Source organism: Romboutsia sp., assembly GCF_056995035.1.
This window is the reverse complement of the sequence record NZ_JBXKIW010000012.1, coordinates 1-21,780: the sequence shown is the minus strand read 5'-3', so window position 1 is coordinate 21,780 and position 21,780 is coordinate 1. Positions and strand designations below refer to the sequence as shown.

Here is a 21,780-nt window from a genome sequence, read left to right as displayed (position 1 = left end):
AGCCAGGATCAAACTCTCAAATAAAAGTTTATCTAGGGCTCAGATACTGTTATATATCTGGCTTTATGTTTGGTTGTTTCAAATTCTATAAATTAACCTACTGTTTAATTTTCAAAGTTCATTTTTTCACTTTCATTTTTGCCCTTTTCTTAAGGACAAGTATAACTATACCATCTCAAATTAATATCGTCAACACTTTTTTAATTTTTTTATAAAAAACTATCTCATCCCTATTATTCTATACTTTTATGAACTAGCACATATTTAATTAAAATAATATAATCAAAAAGCTATGCTTAGGGCTCTAACCTTTGCATAGCTCTTAATTATATCTAAAAAATAAGTGTTTTAATGAATTAATAAATTCAAGTACTAATATCTTCTGTTGACTTCCTTATTACTTTAAGTATAATTTTCCATCTAAAATATAAGTAGCTATAATGAATAAACCTATAACTACTTATATACTCAATATTGTATCTATTTTTGAAATTTTAGGAACTACTTCAAATAATTCTATATACCTTGTGTCAATAAAAAAAAGCATCAGATTTAAAATTTAATTTCTAAATCCAATGCTTTTAATTAAAGTATATTTTAATTAATTTTATAGACTAACAAGCTTCTCCTTGTTCAAACTGGCTATTATAAAGTTCAGCATAGAATCCACTAGCTTTTAGTAGCTCTTTGTGATTCCCCTGTTCTACTATATCTCCATCCTTCATTACCAATATTAAATCTGCATTTCTTATAGTTGACAGTCTATGTGCTATTATAAAAGTTGTTCTGTCTTTCATAAGATTTTCCATAGCTTGTTGTATTAATACTTCTGTACGAGTATCAACTGAACTTGTCGCTTCATCTAATATTAATATCTTAGGATCTGCAAGTATCGCTCTTGCTATTGTTAATAATTGTTTTTGACCTTGTGATATATTATTAGCTTCTTCATTTATTTCCATATTATATCCGTCTGTTAATGTTTTAATAAAATGATGAGCATGAGCAAGTTTTGCCGCTTTTATTACATCTTCATCAGTTGAATCTAATTTACCATATCTAATATTTTCTATAATACTTCCATTAAATAGCCAAGTATCTTGTAAAACCATACCAAACATATTTCTTAAATCATCACGTGTAAATTCCTTAGAATCATGTCCATCGATTAATATGTTTCCACTATTTAATTCATAGAATCTCATAAGTAATTTTACAATTGTTGTTTTACCAGCACCTGTTGGTCCTACTATAGCTACTTTTTGACCTGGCTTTATATTAACTGAGAAGTCATTTATTATTGTCTTATCTTCGTCATATCCAAAATGAGCATTCTTAAATTCTACTTCTCCTTTTATATTTTCATTTAAAATAGGACTTTGTGTATCCTCAATTTCTTCATCTTCTCCTAAGAACTCAAATACTCTTTCTGCTGCAGCTGCTGTTGATTGCATTACATTAGCTATTTGAGCAGTTTGAGCTATTGGTTGCATAAATGATCTTGTATATTGAATGAAAGATAATATATCTCCTACCTGTATAGCTTTCTTTATAGTAAGATATCCACCCATTATAGCAACCATTACATAACCTAAGTTACCTATAAAAGTCATCATTGGCATCATCATGCCCGATAAGAATTGAGACTTCCATGCAGAGTTATATAATATTTCATTTAATTCATCAAATTTAGCAATTGCTTTTTCTTCTCCATTAAATGCTTTCATTATATTGTGTCCACTGTATATCTCTTCCACATGACCATTTGTATGACCTAAATACTCTTGTTGCGCTTTAAAGTGTTTTTGAGATTTTTTGACTACTACCATTATAAATACTGCTGATAATGGTATAACTATTAAACTTACTAAAGTCATTCTTACACTTATTGTTAACATCATTATAAGAATACCTATAATCGTTGTTACTGAAGTTATCATTTGTGATAAAATTTGATTTAAGTTTTGACCTATAGCATCTACGTCATTAGTTACTCTTGATAATACCTCTCCATGTGTATTCTTATCAAAGTACTTAAGTGGCAATCTATTTATCTTTTCAGATATTTCTTTTCTTAAATTATAAGATACTTTTTGCGATATATCCGATGTAACAAAAGTCTGAATAAATGAAAATACAGCACTTATAATATATAAAATAACTAACATAGTTAAGGTTTTTGAAATATTAGTAAAATCTATTCCATCACCCGTTCCACTAACCTTACTAACTAATCCTTCAAATATTTTGGTAGTAGCATTTCCTAATATTTTTGGTCCTACTATAGTAAATGCTGCACTACCTATTGCAAATATTACAACTAATATCATAGGTATCTTGTATGGTTTTAAATGCTTTAATAATTTCTTCATAGTGCCTTTAAAATCTTTTGCCTTTTCTGCTGATCCCATTGAACCCATAGGTCCACCCATACCACCTGGTTTTGATTGCTGTTTTTGATTACTCATGTGCTAACTCCTCCTTTGAAAGTTGAGATAGTGCAATTTGATTATATACTTCACAATTTTTCATAAGCTCCTCATGCGTTCCTATTCCTACCATCTTACCTTCATCAAGTACTATTATTTGATCTGCATTCATTATAGTACTGATTCTCTGAGCTACCATAAGAACCGTAGAATCTGAAATTTCGGACTTTAATTCTTTTCTAAGTTTTGCATCAGTCTTTAAATCTAGTGCTGAGAAACTATCATCTAATATAAATATTTTAGGGTTCTTAGCTATAGCACGAGCAATTGAAAGTCTTTGCTTTTGTCCTCCTGAAACATTTGTACCACCTTGTGATATTGATGTTTCAAATTTTTCTGGCTTATCTTGTATAAAGTCCATAGCTTGAGCTATTGTCGCAGCTTTTTTTATTTCTTCTTCACTTGCATTTTGAACTCCATATCTTATATTACTATCAATAGTTCCTGAGAATAAAATACCCTTTTGCGGAACATATCCTATATTTTCTCTAAGCTTGTATTGGCTTACTTCTTTTATATCTATACCATTTACTAATACTTGACCCTCAGTTGCATCAAAGAAACGAGGTATTAAGTTTATAAGTGTTGATTTCCCACTACCTGTGCTTCCTATAAATGCCGTTGTTTGTCCTGGCTTAGCCACAAAGTTTATATCACTTATAACATTATCTTCTGCATCTGGATATTTGAACGAGACATTTTTAAATTCTACGTACCCATCTCTTGATGAATCAAAATCTTTAGCTTTTTCTATATCTTTTATAGAAATATCCGTAGATAAAACTTCACTTATACGAGTAGCTGATACAGATGCTCTTGGTAATATAACAGATAACATTGATATCATTAAGAATGACATTATTATTTGCATAGCATATTGTATAAATGCCATCATATCCCCAACTTGCATAGTTCCTGCATCAATATTATGAGCTCCTACCCATACTATTATTATTGTTATAATGTTCATTATAAGCATCATAACAGGCATCATCATTGCCATTATACGATTAACAAATGTATTTGTTTTTCTAAGAAGTCCATTAGTTTCATCAAATCTTTTTTCTTCCGTTTTTTGTGTACTAAACGCTCTTATAACTAACATACCTGTTAATGATTCACGTGTTACCAAGTTTAATTTATCTACAAGCTTTTGAATTTTCTTGAATCTTGGTATTGCTAATCCAAATAATACAAGTACAAATGATAATATAGCTATTACTGCTACTCCTATTATCCATGCCATTGAAGTATCAGTCTCTAAAACTTTTATTACACCACCTATAGCAAGTATTGGTGCATAAAATACCATTCTTACTAGCATTACCATAAGTGTTTGTATCTGTTGAATATCATTAGTACTACGAGTAATTAATGATGCTGTAGAGAATTTATCGAATTCAGAATTTGAAAATGCTACAACCTTTCTAAATACATCTCCACGAAGGCTTTTACCCATACCACCAGCTACCCTTGCAGCTAAGAAACCAACAGTTACTGTTGCTGCCATACTTACTAGAGCTATACAAAGCATTGTCGCACCTGATTTAAAGATGTAATTAGTTTGAAGTTTATCTAAGTCCATACCTATCTTTTCATATTCATTTTTTATAGCATAAATTGATGATTGAGTTATCATATTTTCATCTAATTCATTTATTTTCTCATCAATCGGCTTGGTCATTTGATTTAATTGTTCTTTTGACATTTGAGAAAGCACTGTCCATATATCCGTATTAGGAGGGATATTCGGTATTGCTCCTTTTTCATTTGCCATTTCTATTCCTGAAACTCTCATTATAGCTTTACTCATTATTGAATTAAGGTCATCTATAGTTTCTTTATCTTTAGTATTTAATTTATATAAAGATTCATTTTTAAGAACAGTATATTTTTCTAATTCTTTCTTATAGTCCTCTTTACTTAATTTGTTTTTATCTAGTAATTCGTAACTACCTTTTACTTTATTTTTTTCACTGTCATTCATAAAAAGTGTTAGTTTATTTAATTCACTTTCACGAATTATACTAGGCACAGCATTTTCTATACCACTTTGCTGAATACCTATGTTGACAATATTTGATGTGTAATCCGGTAATGAAAGATCACACGCCGCTTGAACTACTAAAAGTGCAACTACTGTGATAATTGACACTACAAATGGTTTTAAGTACTTTAAAATTTTAAACATCACTCAATCTCTGCCTCCATTTTGCTTTAAATTTTCATATAATCTTAAAGTGTTTATTTTAAAATTATATTTTTCCACATTTTAATTTTTTTAGTGTATAATAATATTAGTTGTATTAGTTAATAGTTATACTTTTTAACTATTATACTTTTTAAGTATATAGAAATTTCAAAAAAAGTCAATAATTTAGCATATTAATTTTTAGTATGTATTAATAATTGAAATATTATATGATAAAAAAATAATATATAGGAGGTAATAGCAAATGAATGATACTAAACTCGAGTTAATAGTTCAAAATTTTTTAACTATCATGCCATTATTTCAAAAAAAGTTAATAAGACGCGACTGTGGTTTTGCACATGATTCTTTAAATCATTCTCACTTTCAAATAATGGCTGTTCTTAAAGAAAATGGTAAACTCCCAATTTCAGATGTAGCTAAACGACTTTTAATTTCTACTCCAAATATGACTAAGCTTCTCAATAAGCTTATTGATGAAGAAATGATTGAGAGAATTCCTGATAAGAAGGACCGTCGAATCATAAATATAGATTTGACTAAAAAGGGTGAAAAATACTTAGAGAGTAAATTTAAACACGTTCAATCTACTTTGAAAGAAAGATTATCAACGTTACCAGATGGACAACTTAATAAATTAAATTCATCACTTGAAAATTTAAGAGATGTATTAACGGAAATAAGCTCAGATGATTAAATCTGAGCTTATTTTTTAATATTTCTTGTAAAATTTAGACCAAATATATCATACTATAATACATTTTTATTATTTATTATAAATTTGTATTATTACTATCATTTTTACCTTTAAACTTTCCAGGTATATCTAATGCTGTTGATCTACCAAAGTAGTAACCAAGTACCATACTAAACACTGGTATAAATTGATCCTGAGTTATTTTGCCTTGTATACTTAAGTAACAAAAAACAATAGTTAATAAAAGAGCTATCACTTTTCTTACACTCCCTAATATATTAAATAAAAAACCATCTTTATCAATAGGTTTCACATAATTCACCTCTTATATTTAATATATTCTAATGTGTTGTATTATGTGATTTTCACTTTATATTTTTTAACTTTACCTTACAATGGTGCTAATTAAGTTAATTTTTACGTTCCACAGAAAATATTAGCTTTGATTTATGTATTTTTCTAAAAAAATCTAATATAAAAATGACTAGAGCCTAAATTTATGTAAAATTTAAATCCTAGTCATTTTCATATTAGTTTAATTCTGCTACTATTTCATTAAGTACAGCCTTAGCATCATTTATGACAAACTTTGGCTCTACTTCGTAGTATTCACGATCTATAAATCTTTCTATATTTTCTATGTCTTCTACAGCATAACTTATAACAAATAATACTACAGCTGATTCTTTTATATCTTTTTCTGAAAGTTCATTCTTTATTTTAGACTTTGCTTGTATCTCAGATTTAATGTTAAGTCCTAAAGCTTCACTTGCTTCTTGTAATGCTTTTGAACTTGCTTCATTTTCACATATTGCTACAATATTTTTATTCATATTATGTACCTCACTATTTTATTTTTGTCTATTTATATTATTAACGTTTATCATTTCTTAAGTCAACAATATTCCATTTTACACTTCCCTACAACTACCTTGAGTTTACTTTTCCTAACATGGCTCAAGAAAAAAACACATCAAATAAAACTTGATGTGTTTTTATAACTATTCGTTAGCAGGAAGTATTTCTATCCAGTAATTATCTGGATCTGCTATAAAATATATTCCCATTTCTTTATTTTCATAACATATGCATCCCATCTCTTTATGTAGATTATAAGCACCTTCAAAGTCATCTACTCTTAATGCTAAGTGGAATTCATTATCTCCTAAGTTATATGGTCTATCCCAATCTCTGAGCCATGTTAATTCTACATTATGAGTAGTTTCTCCATCACCTAAAAATACTAATATGAAGCTTCCATCTTCTGCTACTTTTCTTTTAGTTTCTTTAAGCCCTAATGCTTTTTCATAGAACTCTAAACTCTTTTCAAGATTTAATACATTAAAGTTATTGTGACAAAATTTAAATTTCATTTTTTCCCCTCCTAATATATTTTTATTATAAGCCATTTTTATTAATCAATGAACATAAAAATATATCTTAATGAAATACTTTTAATGTTCATCTATTTTAATTTTTATCGTGTGTTATATATTATATGATAAGCACATATTTATAAGTTTATATAGTAAAGATTTAGAAAGTCTAGAAAATTAGTCTACTAAAGTACTTTTTCCATTTAAAATACCCCTTTAATCTTTAGATGGTATTTTTTGAGCAAATGCAAATAGTATTGTGATTATGGGTGTTATAAAACAAAGAACTGCAAACGGAGCATATGCTACACAAGAAACACCTGTAACTAAACTTATTATTAGAGAATTTATATTCCAAGGCATAAGTGGTGCTATTATAGTTCCTGTATCAGATATAGTTCTCGCTAATATATTATTATTTACCCCAAGCTCTTCATATTTTGATTTCAATAATCTAGAAGGTATAACTATTCCTATAGTTTGATCACAAGTTATAATTGTCAAAATGCTACTAATAATACCTGTTTTCAATATTAAATTTTTTCTAGTACTGATTTTACTTATTATATCTTTTGTTAAATGATTTATTATACCTGTTTCTTGTAATATAGAACTAATAGCTATAGCCCCTATAACAATTAATACTACTGATACCATAGATCGAACTCCGCCACTAACTAAAGTTTCATTTACTATTTTAGAATTTGTATTTGCATTAAAACCTAAAAATATATAATTTAGTAATTCTACTATGCTAACCTTTTGGTATAATAGACTAACAAGGCTCCCCCCTGTAACTCCTGCCCACATACAATATGTTGATTTAACTCCTAAAACTGATAAAATTATTATTAATATAGGTAGTGAAAGAAGATATGGAGATATGAAAAATTCACTGTTCATAGCACTCATTAACTCTAATGAGCTATTTGAACCTTCCATACCTTGGTATTTAATTCCTATAACATAGTATGTAATTGCTGATATTATTACAGTTGGCATGATTGTATAAATCGCTGATTTTACAGCCTCTTTGTAATTTATTTCAGTAGTTGTAAGAGTTAAATTTAAAAGTCCTGATATTGGAGATATTTTATCTGCTAAAAATGCACCTGACACAATAACACCTACTAATATATGCGTAGGTATTCCAAATCCTTTTCCTATTCCAAGAATAGCCACTCCAATTGTACTAATCGTTCCAACTGCAGTTCCCATAAAAATTGCACTTATGGAAATTAGTAAAAAAGATGCAAACAAAAGATTCATTCCTTGCATATACTCTAATCCGTAATATATCATAGTCGGAACTACTCCTGATGATAACCATACTGAAACAGTTGCTCCTATTAATAATATTACAATATAAAGATTTTTACATTCACTTACTCCAGCAAGCACCATAGTTTTAATATCTTTTAAAGTAAATCCATTTTTAATAGACATTATTGATGCAAATGTTACCCCTAATAAAAATGCATATATCAATGATAAATTCATCATTATGCAGATAACTATTGGTGCAATGCACAAAAATAACGTCATGTATATTTGATTTTTGTGTATCCTACAACTCTCCATATATTCCTCCTTAAAGTGTATAACTTTTTAATTATCTATTGTTATATAAGTTTATACGATATTTAAGTAGTATATGAACTTTGATCTAATTAAATTTTATTTATCTAAATACATTGTTTAAAAATCAAATGTTAACTTTGTGGATAACTTAACTCATTTAGAAAACTTTTTCCTCTTTATAATTTTAATCTATCCACAAATCCACACTAATGTAGTGGAAAACACTTTCATAACGGAGTACATATACTACCTCTTACATCTAATTTCTCTACTAATAAAAAAGAAGTATGATTAGAATTATATTTACTAATTCTACCATACTCCTTTTTAAATAAACTCAAATCCTTTATATACTTATAAAATTTACTTTTTTTTATTAATTAAGCTTATAACTTAATTCTCTCTTTTTTCACACTCTGTATTTATATTTATATTTTTCAATTGAAACTCAATTTTTTTATATAATTATTTATTCACAGCCAATTATAGTTATCAACATATTTTTCTGAAATTTTCAAATAATGTTCTAATTTAGTTTGTGTATAGTTTATATCAAGCTGATAAAATTTTTCCTAATTCATTGTTTATTAGCTTTAGTTTTTCTAAGTCATCTGTTTCTTTTTTATTTATTATGTCTTTTATATTATCAATTATTAATTTATTTTCATTTTCCTCTTCTTCTCTTAATTCAATTAATCCTTCTATAATATTTTCTCTACTTAATGCAATCATAATTTTACCCCCTTGAAATTTTCATATTATGATTGTGTACATTTTTAGGTAACTTTAATCCATATTGAAATAATTTTCATATTACCCTATCTTTAATTAATTATTAGGTTTTTACATAGATTTATTAAATTTGCTTCAAATTTTATATCATCTTCTTTTTGTCTTTTCTTAGGTCCTTTCGTTTTACATCCTGCCGCTCTTGCCTTTTTTGAAATATGTCTTGTGAAAAGTAGTTGATCTATATTTTCATTGTTGTATATTCTTCCATTTTGATTAATAGGACATCCACCTTTCGAAAGTACCATAGCTGCTAATCCGTAATCTTGAGTTACAACAACATCTCCCTTATTAACCTTATTAACTAATGCAAAGTCAACTGAATCTGCTCCTTTTGATAAAACTATGGTTTCAACTCCTGGCTTATTAAAGACATGAGATGTATCACACATTATTATAACTTCTATATTGAATTTATTTGCTACTTTGATAGTTGTATCTACAACAGGGCAGCCATCTGCATCTATTAAAATTTTCATACTGTCTCCTTAGTATTCTTTATTTATGATTATATCATTAAAATGCTCAAAATTATAAATTGCTATTATTATAAATATCTACTTTATAATTTACTTAAATACTTATATTTAAGACTCTATCAAAAGTTTATAATAAACATTAAATATTTTTATTTAAATATCTATCTTAAAAATACATCTTTAAATTATATATATTCAGTACAAAAAAGTTATTTTAGAGCTATAATTATTGTAACAAAGAAAATTATAAATAGGTATTGGGGGGCTCATTATGATATTTGAATGTTTTTATTATCCAACATTAAATAATAATGGTGATGTTATAAGAAGTAACGAAAATTTAAGAGAATTTAACTTTGGTGATACTGTTCCTACTAAAACTCTTTACTACAATTATGGTGAAAACTTTGCTATACATCAAAATAGCGAAATTTTTATTGTAGAAAATACTATTTTAACTAAAAAAATTACACTTGACGATTTAAAATTCCCGTTAAAAATAGTATTTAGCAAAGGAACACAATTAAAAATATTCTCTCGTAATGATTTATCATCTATAAGATTACTTTTAAGAGGTGAGAATGAAAAAGAGAAGGAATTAGGTGAATTATTTTCACTATCTCTTGCACTAAATAGAAAAATTAAAGATACTCAATATGAAATAATGTCTGATTTAACTAACAGCTCTAGAGATTGTAACTACATAAACGAAGAATTAGATTTAAGAACTAAGAAATTATTAGAAGATTTAAAGATTACAGAAGGAAAGTTTTATAACTTAACTATTGAAGATCCAAATTTAAAAAATTCTTATTTAAACTATATGAATTTTAGTAATAAAGAAGATATGTTAGATCTATTTATAGGTAAATATTTCAAGGAAGGTACTGATGAGTATAATAACTACATACGCACAAGTTCAGTATTTAAATCTAAACCTATATATCCTAAATTCAAGTTAGACAATCTTATAAATTCATATAATTATAGAGATTAGATTAACCTCTTTTATCTAGTAATTATCTTTAAATGTATTCATCTTATCAATATTTGGAAGGCTACATAGCTAAGGTATATTATTAGGTGTTTGTGTCACATACAATAAAATATAATGTGAAAAAGAAGTAGATATGAATATGTTAATCTACTTCTTTTTTGTTTATAAACTTTTATTTTTTTATTAAACAAACCTTCCTAGCTACAAATTCTCTTCTTTCATATATTTCCAGTTTTAATTTTTTCTTTTTCACTGTAAGTTTATAGTATAAATAATTATAAAAAAATATATTTTGTATGATTTTGTCAGATTTATATTTTTTTTATCGAATGTATATAGTGAGTACTATATACGCTCGGAAAGAAGGTGCAACTTGGTTTCAGATATTAAATTATTAAATCTATTACATAATCAACCTAATAAAGGGCTTGAGTTATTGATGGAAACTTATATGGGACTTATTTATACTATCGTATATAATCAACTCTCCAATATATTATCTAATGAAGATATAGAGGAATGTGTTAGTGATGTATTCTTTGACGTATTTAATTATAAAGATAAAATTGATTTAGAAAAGGGTACAATAAAAGGACTTTTAGCTGTTGTTGCTAAACGAAAATCTATAGATTTATACCGAAAAAATAAAAAATCTAAAAACGTTGAAGTACCCATAGAATCTATGAACGAAAATATATTTGATGTATTTGATTCTGTCCCTGATTCTGTCTCAAAAAATGAAAGAAATGACGTATTAATTAAAGCTATAAAGTCTTTAGGGGAGCCTGATGGTGAGATAATTATTAGAAAATATTACTTTAGAGAAAGTTCTAAAGATATTTCTAAAGCACTTGGGCTAAAAGTTAATACAATAGATAAAAAAGCATCTCGATGCATGGATAAATTAAAAAAAATTTTAAGGGGGATTTTATAGTTGGAAGATAATCTATTTGACTTATTCGACGATTTAAATATTTCAGAAATGTCTTTACTATTAGATCAAGATTTTGACTTATATATCGATAAAAAAGCAAAAAAACGTATTATAGATTCTGTTAAAAAAAAATCTCAACTAGATTTTAGTAATAAGGAAAATATACTAGATAAATTTAGAAACATTTTAAAATCTTTATTTATTAATAAAGGATTAGCAACGTTGTGTACTATTTTTATACTATTTTTAGGATCAGGAGGATATCTTTATGCTCAAGTTCCCGTGGCTTATGTCTCACTTGATATAAATCCTAGTATTGAACTCGGTTTAAATAAATTTAACAAAGTTGTATCTTATGAGGCGTACAATCTTGATGGTGAAACATTATTAGCTTCTAATGATGATACACATATAACTTTAGATAATGCTATAAATAATATTATTAATAATGCTATAAATAAAAACTACATATCAAGTAGTAAAGATTCAACTATTACTTTATCTGCAATATCTGATGATACTATTCTTAGAAAAGATCTTGAAATTCACTTGAAAGATACTGTTGAGAACAGTTTAGAAAACAGATCCATTCATATAAGTATAAATTCTTCAAACAATAACCTTAATAAAAGGGATGAAGCAAAAAGTATCGGATTTACTGTTGGTAAATTATTATTGGTCCAAGAACTTAAATCTTTAGACTCTAGTATCATAATAGAAGACTTTAAGGATACATCTATTTTTGAAATTAAAAATAAGATTTTAGAACTTGAAAACAATAGCTCTAATGATGATTCTACTACTAATATTTCAGATATTGATAATGGTACCCTACATAGTGTTGATAAAAGTACTAGCACTATTGATAGCGCTAGCAGTACTTCTAATATTGAACCTGATAATAGTAGCAGTGTGAATGCTTCTAGTAATCCTAATAGCAATAGTAACAACAGGAATACTTCTAGTAATTCTAATAGTAATAGTAACAAATGGAATACTTCTAGTAATTCTAATAGCAATAATAACAAATGGAATGCTTCTAGTAATCCTAATAGCAATAGTAGCAGTGTGAATGCTTCTAGTAATCCTAATAGCAATAGTAACAAATGGAATGCTCCTAGTAATTCTAATAGCAATAGTAACAAATGGAATGCTTCTAGTAATCCTAATAGCAATAGTAACAAATGGAATACTTCTAGTAATCCTAATAGCAATAGTAACAAATGGAGTGCTTCTAATAATAAGCCTGGTAATAGTCATCCCGATAAATATAAAGACAAAAACCATGGACCCAATCTTCATAAAGATGGTGATGACTAAATTAATTGGGAATTATATTTATGATTTAAGCTTATTAAATATAATTCCCTTTCTATAAAATATATAAATAACATAATTTAAAATTATATGTGGGAGAAATATCAATGAAAAATTCAAAAAAATTATCTCTATTCTCAGTTGGAGCTACAGCATTAACATTAGGAAGCATACTTCCTAGTTATGCTCAGACTTTACAAGCTGAGGCTATACAAAATCTTAATTTAAGAACAGGACCGAGTACGAATCATTCTATTATACTAACTATAGTAAAAGGGAGTACTATCGAAGTATTAGATAGTTCAGATATCTGGGCAACTGTTAAATATAAAGGTACTGTTGGGTACGTGTCTTCTCAGTACATCAAGGAGATACAACATAATAACAACCCTTCTCATGAAGAAGATACTAATGAAAATACGACTATACTTATGGAATGTAGTGCTGATAACTTAAATATAAGAAAAAGTCCTTCTACTTGTGAATCTATACTTGGTAAGCTTAACAAAACTGATAGGGTTTACGTTGTTTATCAAACTAACAATGGATGGTCTAGAATAAAATATAACAGTGGCTATGGATACGTTAGTTCTCAATATTTAACTAAAGTTAACTCTAATTCAAATACAGCACCTAATATAGAAACTACTATGCAATGTAATACTAGTTCATTAAATATAAGAAAAGGCCCTTCTACTTCAGAAAAAATAGTTGCCCAATTAAAATACGGTGATAAAATAAGTGTAGTTTCTAAGTTAAATAATAACTGGTCTAAGATAAAGTTTAATAATGGATTTGCTTATGTTCGTAGTCAATACCTATCAGATACAGTTTCAGTGCCCGATACTTCTGCTACATTTATGAAGTGTAATGCTGATACATTAAATGTTAGAAGTAATCCCTCTACTTCTGAAAAACTTGTGGGAAAATTAAGAAAAGAAGATAAGGTTGAAGTTGTATACCATCTAAATTCTGGATGGTCTAGGATAAAATTTAGTAATCAATATGCTTATGTAAGTACTACTTATTTAAGTAGTTTATAATTATCTCCATACATACTTTTACTTAATTATTAAAATAAAAAAGCCTTCAATTGAAGATTTAAAGGAAGACTTTTTTGAAGCACATATACGAAAATTTATATTTATTGACCGTTTTAAAATAAATATAAATTCATATGTGCTATAAAAAATCTATGAAGTTGATGTTATAACTCAATCTCATAGATTTTTCTATTTAAAATGTAATAATTATTTATATATTATTTGAAGTATTTTTATCTAATTTATCTAGTGAATTAGCCACAACTACAGCCGTAGTCATTGTTCCATTTACATTTAACATTGTACGTCCCATATCTAATATAGGGTCTATTGCAAGAATTCCACCTGCTAGTGGGAAGTATGCTCCCATCCCCATTCCTGATATAGCTACTGATACTGCCATTGTTGCTGTTCCTGGAAGACCAGCTATACCTAGAGAACCTATAGTTACAACTATTATTAACATAACATAGAAGCTAAAGTTCATTTCAATTCCTGCCATATTAGCTATAGTAACGGCCATTAATGCTGGATATATACCTGCACATCCATTCATACCCATATTGGCCCCTAAACTTCCTACAAAACTTGCAGTACCTGATTCAATACCGACATTGTCTGTTAAAGCTTCTATAGTAACAGGTAATGTTCCTAAGCTTGAACGAGATGTAAAAGCAAGTAGTAATGGCTTTGAAACTGCCTTTATATAAGTTATTGGATTTACTCCATTTATTGACACTATTATTAAGTGAACTATAAACATTATTAAAACACTTACGTATAGTGCTATTATAAACTTAAACACTTCAAATATTGATTGTATACCATTTTCTGCTATCGTATTAGCCATTAAAGGTATTACTGCATATGGCATAAACTTTATAACTGTTATAGAAACACTTACTATTATTTTATAGAAAGCTTCTACTAAACCTACAAATGGTTTTATTGCCTCGGAATGTTTTTTATTAAGCCTTTGTATTGCTATTCCTATAAATGCTGCAAAGATTACTATAGCTACTACATTTGCACTTGCCATAGCTGCTACTGGATTAGAAGGTAGTAATCCTCTTAACGTATCTACAATTGAAGTTATTTCCCTTATTTCATCAGTAGCTTGTACTATTTTTTGCCCAACACCTAGATTAAATAAATTCCCAACTACTATACCTATTATTGCAGCTGTTGCTGTTGTCCCTAATAACATAAGGACTGTTGTTGATGTTAATTTGCCTAAATTTTCACCTTGATTCATATTCATTATTACTCTTATAATTGATACTAGTACTAAAGGTACTATTAACATTTTTAATAAGTCCATAAATCCATATCCAACTAGACCATACCACTTAGTCGTTTCATTTAACCAAGATATTTGAGATGGATCTTGTGGGAATTTTGCTATGTATTGAATTACCACTCCTAGTCCTATACCTAATAATGTTGATATTATCATTAGCTGTGTAAATTTAAACTTGCTCTTTAGTTTATTTGTTAAAAAGAATAATGCCATTAATGATACGATAAATATTATTGTTTTTATATCTGTTATCATCATAAATTGTGAGAAAAACGTACTATCCATATTCTTACCTCCTGTTTATTATCATTTTGATAATATTATGTTATCATTATCATTATGATAATGCAAGCAAAATTAATTTATTTATTACAATTTAAGTTTCTCTCTATAACGTAAAGGGGTTATCTCAAAATATAAGATAGCCCCTATTTTACTATATAAAATATATTAAAATAGCTAGAATTAAATAAAAAAGAAAGCATCTCTTAATGATTAAAATCATTTTGAGACCCTTCCTTTATTCTCTTTTGATATAGTTATACTTTCAGCTACATCTTTATTTGTTGATGTATAACCTAATTAGATAGTTTAAAACTTTCATCTGTTATCTTAAAATTATTTTTTAACCCTTCAGTTATATAAACTTTCTTTTCATTAGTTATGAATACTGCATTTACTGCATCTAACTTTTCTACAAGATTTAATCCTTCATCTAAACCTTTAGTGAATACTAGGGTAGATAATGCATCTGCATCTATTGATTTATCTGCTATTATAGATACTGCTGCTATCTCCGTTTCATATGGATATCCAGTATCAGGGTTTAAAATATGATGATATTTAATCCCATCCTTTTCAATAAATCTTTCATATACTCCAGATGTAACAACCGTCTTATCCGAAATTTCCAAAGACCCAAGCACATTCCCTCTATCATCAAATGGGTTTTGAATTCCTATTTTCCATTCTGTATCTCCATTTTTAAGCCCCATTGCATATATATTTCCACCTATATCTACAATTGCTTGTTTTATACCTTCTTCTCTAAGAATCTTAACTATTTCATCAGTTGCATATCCTTTAGCTATACTTCCAAGGTCTAGCATAATTCCTTTTTCACTCAAGAATACTTCTTTGGTATCAGGATTTATTTTCACTTTAGAATAATCAATATTTTTTATAGTTTTATCTATTTCTTCTTGAGTGGGGACCTTCGCCTCAGGTAGCCCTATACTCCAAAGCTTAACTAGTGGACCTATAGTAATATCATATCCTCCATTAGATAATTCTGAATAATATAAACCTCTCTTAATGATCTCATAGCTAGTATCACTAACTTTAACACCCTTTATTCCAGCATTTTCATTTAATTCATCCAATTCTGTTCCTTCTTTATTTATACTAACTAAATTTTCTATTTCTGCTATACGTTCAAACACCTTGTTTAATATTTCGTCACTGCCGCCATCATATAAAGTTACTTTTACTACAGTACCCATAATTACTTCTGTTCTACCAATTGGCTCACTTGTTTGTTCTTTCGTGCAGCCTATTAGACCAATAGGTAAAACTATTGCCATAATCATAGCAATGAATTTCTTTCTCATCAATTTATTCTGCTACTCAAATATGAACATATATCCCCCCTATTAAGTAGCTCTCCCTTCTTTTATATTTTTATTTATAATTTTTAAACTCTCATATTTTCTTTTTATAGTATTCTCTATTTGAATTATACAACGTTTTCTTAATTATGTATAATACATTATTTTTATATAGTATAAAATTTTTGTATTGCCATTTTGCCCTCATATGCCTTAAAATTCAATTAATAGATTTTTATATAAAAGTCGATTAATTGAATTTTAAGGAGAAATATTTAATGAAAACTTTTAAAAAATTTGACTTTGTTATTATAGTGTTTCTTATAGCATTATCATTTACACCTCATTTTTTATTTGCAAAGACATTATCTAAAAATTATATGTCAACATATGCTAGTATTAAAATTTCAGGGAAATTCTATAAAAATATTCCTCTATCATCTTTTAAAGGTAAAAAAGAATTTATTATCACAACTTCTCATGGTAATAATACTATTTTAGTTAAGGATAATACAATACAAATACTGGATGCTGACTGTAATGATGAACTTTGTGTTAAGCAAGGAATCATTTCTAATATAGGCGAAAATCTTATTTGCTTGCCACATGAACTAATAATAGAAATTAAAGGAGATAGTGACAGTTCATCTGATATGATACTTTCACATTAAATATTATGAGATTAAATAAAACTTCTAAAATGGTCTACATGTCATTGCTTGTATCTATGGCTTTGATATTATCTTTAATTGAACGTATGATACCTGTTCCATTTATAACACCTGGTGCTAAACTTGGTTTGGCCAACCTTATTATAATAATATCGGTCTATACACTAGATAGCTATAAAGAGTCTTTTACTGTATTACTTTTAAGAATTTTTCTTTCAGCTATGCTAGGTGGTAGTGTATCTATGTTGTTATATAGTGCTACTGGTGGTATTTTAAGCTTTATTGTTACGATTATCGTTAAAGAACTTGGAGGAAAACATGTATCTATAATAGGTGTTAGTACTGCTGCTGCTGTATTTCACAACATAGGTCAACTTCTTGCTGCTTCATTTGTATTAAATAATTTTGGTGTGTTTTTATATCTTCCTCTTTTATCAATCGCTGGTATAGGAACTGGTATCTTTGTAGGCTTATCTGCAAATTATCTTTTATCACACTTAGTAAAATTATCTTACTTTAGAAATAAGTTAACTTTAGAAAAGAATTGATATTCTATAAATAATATGGATTATATTTGTAATAAAAAATTCATACTATAAATTTCCTGATGGTACAATATTTTTTTCAAATTTAAATATTATGAGCATAAATGTATAATGTAATCATTATACATTTATATAATGATTATAAAAAAATAGACTAGAGATTATAATCTCTAGTCTATTTTTTTATCTACTTTTTATATAGTTTATAAGTTTATAAGTTTATAAGTTTATTATTATATTAATTTATCTTTTTTTAATAAGTTGTATAAAGTTGGATTAAAATTAAACTGATTTATTAAATTATTAACTTCATTTAAAGCTTTTTCCTTTTTCTCATTAGATATATTAGATTTAGATGCTCTAATTAATATATTCTTAGGAGAATGTGATATATCTATAAACTCTAAAAGTTGAGTCTTATATCCTACGCATTCCAATAAATTAGCTCTAACTGCATCTGTCATAAGTGAAGCTACTCTTTCTTGTACTATTCCGTATTTTGTAAGTAGTGATAATGAATCTGATTCCATTTGACTATTAAACTCGTGCTGACAACAAGGAACAGAGAATATCATATTAGTGTTCCACTTTATAGCGTTGTATAAAGCATAATCAGTTGCTGTATCACAAGCGTGTAATGTCATTACCATGTCTACTTTGTTGTTATACTTAAATCCATTTATATCACCAAGTTCAAACGTTAAATTTTCATAGTTATATCGTTTTGCTATATCGTTACACTTTTTAATAACGTCAAGCTTAAGATCTAGACCTATCATTTTTACATTAATCTTTTTAATCTCTACAAAGTAATAGTATAGTACAAATGTTAAGTAAGACTTTCCACATCCAAAGTCTAATATAGTAAGTTCTTTATAATCATTTTTCTTAATTTCGTCATCAATAACTTCTACGAATCTGTTTATTTGCTTGTACTTATCGTATTTAGAATTTACTACCTTTCCTTCTTTAGTAAATACCCCTAAATCTATAAGAGGCTCAATAATCATTCCCTCTTTAAGTATGTAATTCTTTTCTTTGTTATGACTTTTGTTAGCTAATCTCACATTATCACTTTTTTTCTTTCCTAAAAATACTTTTCCTTTTTTAGATATTTTTAAGTCAAATGTAGTTGTATCAGACCAAGCAGAAAGCTGCTTGTAATTTTCTTTTGTGTACTCTGTTATTTTTTCTTTTAAAATATCAATATCAATATTTTCATGGAATACCTGCTTATCAGTGCATTTTTCTATTTGATAATATTGTTTTTTGTTGTTTTCTTTCAATGTAAAGTTTATTTTATTATACTCAACATCTTTATTTTTTTTGTTGCTAATAACTAATTTTATAATCTCTTGCTCTGTTATTTCATCAATTGCTTTTTTTAAGTCTTCCATTTAGTCACACCTTACCGTTCATTTTTAATTTGTAATATATTATATATTATTATATATTACAATCTAGTTAATTCAAACTTTTTTATAAAAGTTTGCACTATCAATTACTTATAAAGTGGTGCATTTTTATTAAATACTGATATAATTGAATTCAAATCAATTATATATGAGAGGTAAAAATGAATCCAATAGAATTAGCTATCATAACTTTAAAAAAAGATGCGTCAGAAATATATGAAAATCAAATAAGATATTTTTTAGGTGAGAATATAAAAATAAATTTATACTCTTTTGAAGAAGCTAACTTTACATTTTTCAAAGAAAAATTAATACTTTTATCTGTATACTTAAAATATGATGAGGTCTCAAAAATTTCTTCTCCTGATGCTCAAATACTTATTCCTAAATTAACATTTGAGAAATCTAGTATAAATAAACTGTCTACTCTAGATAAAGATAAATCTGTTTTTGTATATAATCTAAGTAAGGATATGGCTTTAGAAACTATTTCTTTAATTTATAAATTAGGTATAGATTATTTAGATATACTACCTTGTTACCCAGGTATAAATGATATCCCATCAGAATCTACAATCTTAACCCCTGGAGAAAAAATACTTGCCGATATAAGTGATTGTAACGTTATTGACTTAGGCTATAGAATAATAGACTTAAGCTGCATAGTTGAAATTGCTATAAAATCAAACCTTGAGTATTTGATAAAAGAAGATTTAATAAAAAAATTTATGAATAAAATAATACCTACTAGCTACAGTACAGAAAGACTATTACTTAATAAGAACCAACTAGAAAATCAATTCGATTTATTATTATCCATTATTGATGATGGTATTATTTGTATAAACCACGATGGGATAGTGCAATTCTACAGCCACATAGCTAAAAAGATACTAGGTATAAATGATAATGACATGATTGGTGAATTTATAGGCAATTATATCAAGGATATAAACTTTAAAGATATTCTAGAAAACAAAAATCAAATTTATGGAAAACTTGTTAAAGTAAATAATGTAGATATAAATATAGAAATAAAGTATGTACAAATTAATATATTTGATGGGTTCATAATTAAAATAACTAAATTTTATCAAGCTGAGAAAAAACAAGCTAAACTTAGAGCACAATTAGTTCGTTCAGGCAATGTAAGTAGATATACGTTTGATGATATAGTTGGTTGTAGCAAAGAAATTACAGATACAAAAAATTTAGCTTCTAAAATGGCTCGCTCAAACTCCTCTATTCTAATTATGGGAGAAAGTGGTACGGGTAAAGAATTGTTTGCTCAATCTATTCATAGTGCTTCTAGTAAAAACTTTGGACCATTTGTTGCTGTAAACTGTAGTACCTTCCAAGAAAACTTACTTCAAAGTGAATTATTTGGATATGATGATGGAGCTTTCACTGGAGCAAAAAAGGGTGGTAAAATCGGTCTATTCGAACTAGCTAATAACGGTACAATTTTTTTAGATGAAATTGGCGAAATGGACTTAAATTCCCAAGCTAAATTACTTAGAGTTATTCAAGAAAAGCAGATAAGAAGAATTGGATCTGATAAAGTTATTGATATAGATGTAAGGATAATCGCTGCTACTAATAGAGATTTGAAAACTCTTGTCCATGAAAATAAATTTAGAAAAGACTTATATTTTAGATTAAATGTTCTTCCTCTAAAAATTAAGCCTCTTAGAGAACGTACCGATGATATATTCTTAATATTTGATTCTTTAAAAAAGAATCTTAACTGCGATTTTAAACTTTGTGATGATATTAAAGAAATTTTTAAAAAGTATTCTTGGGAAGGCAATGTAAGAGAGTTGAGAAATATAGCTGAATATTGTTTTTATTTAGATAAAGATATAATAGAAATTTGTGATTTACCAGAATACATTTTAGATTCTGTTAATCGTAATAAATGTAACCTCATCCCCTTAAGTGATACTATTAACTCAGTGGATTACATACCTGTGTCATATAATTTTAAAAGACCTTTAAGCGAATATCTTTTTATATTAGAACATCTAAAGGATGCTTATAATTTAAAACAACGAATTGGGCGAAGAAAACTACATGAACTAGCTTTATCTAGTGGTATTTTTTTAACTGAGCAACAAATTAGAAGTATTCTTCTAGAATTACAAACTTTTGGTTTTGTGGATGTACTTACAGGACGTGGGGGATCAGTCATAACCAATAGTGGTATTATCTTTTTAAAAAATAATCATCAGGTTTAATAGGTTTTACAGTTCACCCCATTAAACCCAATATTTTAATTTTTTTATATTTATATTAAAATACTATATATTTATTATTTTAAATTTTCTT

General features: G+C 27.2%; 19 protein-coding genes. 8 read left to right on the top strand and 11 right to left on the bottom strand.

Going from position 1 to position 21,780, the window contains the following annotated elements; all coding sequences use genetic code 11:
• Positions 1-614: 614 nt before the first annotated feature.
• Both AC11VW_RS01330 and AC11VW_RS01325 read right to left on the bottom strand, forming a co-directional pair.
• Positions 615-2,468: an ABC transporter ATP-binding protein gene (locus AC11VW_RS01330; RefSeq protein ID WP_484299592.1), complete on the bottom strand. Its 1,854-nt coding sequence runs from the start codon at positions 2,466-2,468 to the stop codon at positions 615-617.
• On the bottom strand, positions 2,461-4,680 hold the full coding sequence (locus AC11VW_RS01325) for an ABC transporter ATP-binding protein (protein ID WP_484299591.1): 2,220 nt from the start codon (positions 4,678-4,680) through the stop codon (positions 2,461-2,463). Before AC11VW_RS01325 ends, AC11VW_RS01330 begins: the two co-directional genes overlap by 8 nt.
• Before the next feature lie 265 nt (positions 4,681-4,945).
• On the opposite strand from AC11VW_RS01325, the gene AC11VW_RS01320 reads away from it, so the two are divergent.
• Complete coding sequence (locus tag AC11VW_RS01320) at positions 4,946-5,398, top strand: MarR family winged helix-turn-helix transcriptional regulator (protein WP_484299590.1); 453 nt, start codon at positions 4,946-4,948, stop codon at positions 5,396-5,398.
• 76 nt (positions 5,399-5,474) lie between these two features.
• Here AC11VW_RS01320 and AC11VW_RS01315 read toward each other — a convergent pair whose 3' ends face one another.
• From AC11VW_RS01315 to AC11VW_RS01290, 6 genes are all read right to left on the bottom strand, one after another.
• Positions 5,475-5,711, bottom strand: a complete 237-nt coding sequence (locus AC11VW_RS01315; RefSeq protein WP_484299589.1) for a hypothetical protein — start codon at positions 5,709-5,711, stop codon at positions 5,475-5,477.
• Between the two features lie 217 nt (positions 5,712-5,928).
• Positions 5,929-6,231: a PTS sugar transporter subunit IIBC gene (locus AC11VW_RS01310; protein WP_484299588.1), complete on the bottom strand. Its 303-nt coding sequence runs from the start codon at positions 6,229-6,231 to the stop codon at positions 5,929-5,931.
• Positions 6,232-6,399: 168 nt separating this feature from the next.
• On the bottom strand, positions 6,400-6,771 hold the full coding sequence (locus AC11VW_RS01305) for a VOC family protein (protein ID WP_484299587.1): 372 nt from the start codon (positions 6,769-6,771) through the stop codon (positions 6,400-6,402).
• A 219-nt stretch (positions 6,772-6,990) separates the two neighbouring features.
• Positions 6,991-8,355: a Na+/H+ antiporter NhaC family protein gene (locus AC11VW_RS01300; protein WP_484299586.1), complete on the bottom strand. Its 1,365-nt coding sequence runs from the start codon at positions 8,353-8,355 to the stop codon at positions 6,991-6,993.
• A gap of 552 nt (positions 8,356-8,907) precedes the next feature.
• Positions 8,908-9,087 carry a hypothetical protein gene (locus AC11VW_RS01295; RefSeq protein ID WP_484299585.1) on the bottom strand — a complete coding sequence of 60 codons (180 nt, stop codon included), beginning with the start codon at positions 9,085-9,087 and terminating at the stop codon, positions 8,908-8,910.
• A 92-nt stretch (positions 9,088-9,179) separates the two neighbouring features.
• Complete coding sequence (locus AC11VW_RS01290) at positions 9,180-9,623, bottom strand: YaiI/YqxD family protein (protein ID WP_484299584.1); 444 nt, start codon at positions 9,621-9,623, stop codon at positions 9,180-9,182.
• Positions 9,624-9,894: 271 nt separating this feature from the next.
• Here AC11VW_RS01290 and AC11VW_RS01285 point away from each other — a divergent pair, with 271 nt between their 5' ends.
• The 4 genes from AC11VW_RS01285 (at position 9,895) to AC11VW_RS01270 (ending at position 13,914) form a co-directional block, all read left to right on the top strand.
• Positions 9,895-10,620, top strand: a complete 726-nt coding sequence (locus AC11VW_RS01285; RefSeq protein ID WP_484299583.1) for a hypothetical protein — start codon at positions 9,895-9,897, stop codon at positions 10,618-10,620.
• Positions 10,621-10,993: 373 nt separating this feature from the next.
• The gene (locus tag AC11VW_RS01280) at positions 10,994-11,554 is read left to right on the top strand and encodes a sigma-70 family RNA polymerase sigma factor (protein ID WP_484299582.1); all 561 of its coding nucleotides are present in this window, start codon (positions 10,994-10,996) and stop codon (positions 11,552-11,554) included.
• A complete protein-coding gene (locus AC11VW_RS01275; protein WP_484299581.1) occupies positions 11,555-12,874 on the top strand; it encodes an anti-sigma-I factor RsgI family protein in 1,320 nt (439 codons plus the stop codon).
• A 104-nt stretch (positions 12,875-12,978) separates the two neighbouring features.
• On the top strand, positions 12,979-13,914 hold the full coding sequence (locus tag AC11VW_RS01270) for an SH3 domain-containing protein (protein ID WP_484299580.1): 936 nt from the start codon (positions 12,979-12,981) through the stop codon (positions 13,912-13,914).
• Between the two features lie 211 nt (positions 13,915-14,125).
• Here AC11VW_RS01270 and AC11VW_RS01265 read toward each other — a convergent pair whose 3' ends face one another.
• Both AC11VW_RS01265 and AC11VW_RS01260 read right to left on the bottom strand, forming a co-directional pair.
• A complete protein-coding gene (locus tag AC11VW_RS01265; protein WP_484299579.1) occupies positions 14,126-15,499 on the bottom strand; it encodes a cation:dicarboxylate symporter family transporter in 1,374 nt (457 codons plus the stop codon).
• A 293-nt stretch (positions 15,500-15,792) separates the two neighbouring features.
• Positions 15,793-16,824: an FAD:protein FMN transferase gene (locus tag AC11VW_RS01260; protein WP_484299578.1), complete on the bottom strand. Its 1,032-nt coding sequence runs from the start codon at positions 16,822-16,824 to the stop codon at positions 15,793-15,795.
• Positions 16,825-17,099: 275 nt separating this feature from the next.
• On the opposite strand from AC11VW_RS01260, the gene AC11VW_RS01255 reads away from it, so the two are divergent.
• Both AC11VW_RS01255 and AC11VW_RS01250 read left to right on the top strand, forming a co-directional pair.
• Complete coding sequence (locus tag AC11VW_RS01255; protein WP_484299577.1) at positions 17,100-17,492, top strand: NusG domain II-containing protein; 393 nt, start codon at positions 17,100-17,102, stop codon at positions 17,490-17,492.
• 38 nt (positions 17,493-17,530) lie between these two features.
• Positions 17,531-18,040 (top strand): Gx transporter family protein, encoded by a 510-nt coding sequence (locus AC11VW_RS01250; protein WP_484299576.1) that lies wholly within the window; start codon positions 17,531-17,533, stop codon positions 18,038-18,040.
• Between the two features lie 230 nt (positions 18,041-18,270).
• Here the strand turns inward: AC11VW_RS01250 and AC11VW_RS01245 are convergent, their stop codons facing one another.
• Positions 18,271-19,434, bottom strand: a complete 1,164-nt coding sequence (locus tag AC11VW_RS01245) for a class I SAM-dependent methyltransferase (RefSeq protein ID WP_484299575.1) — start codon at positions 19,432-19,434, stop codon at positions 18,271-18,273.
• A gap of 179 nt (positions 19,435-19,613) precedes the next feature.
• On the opposite strand from AC11VW_RS01245, the gene AC11VW_RS01240 reads away from it, so the two are divergent.
• Entirely contained in the window at positions 19,614-21,689 is a 2,076-nt protein-coding gene (locus AC11VW_RS01240; protein ID WP_484299574.1) for a sigma-54 interaction domain-containing protein, read from the top strand.
• Positions 21,690-21,780 lie beyond the last annotated feature (91 nt).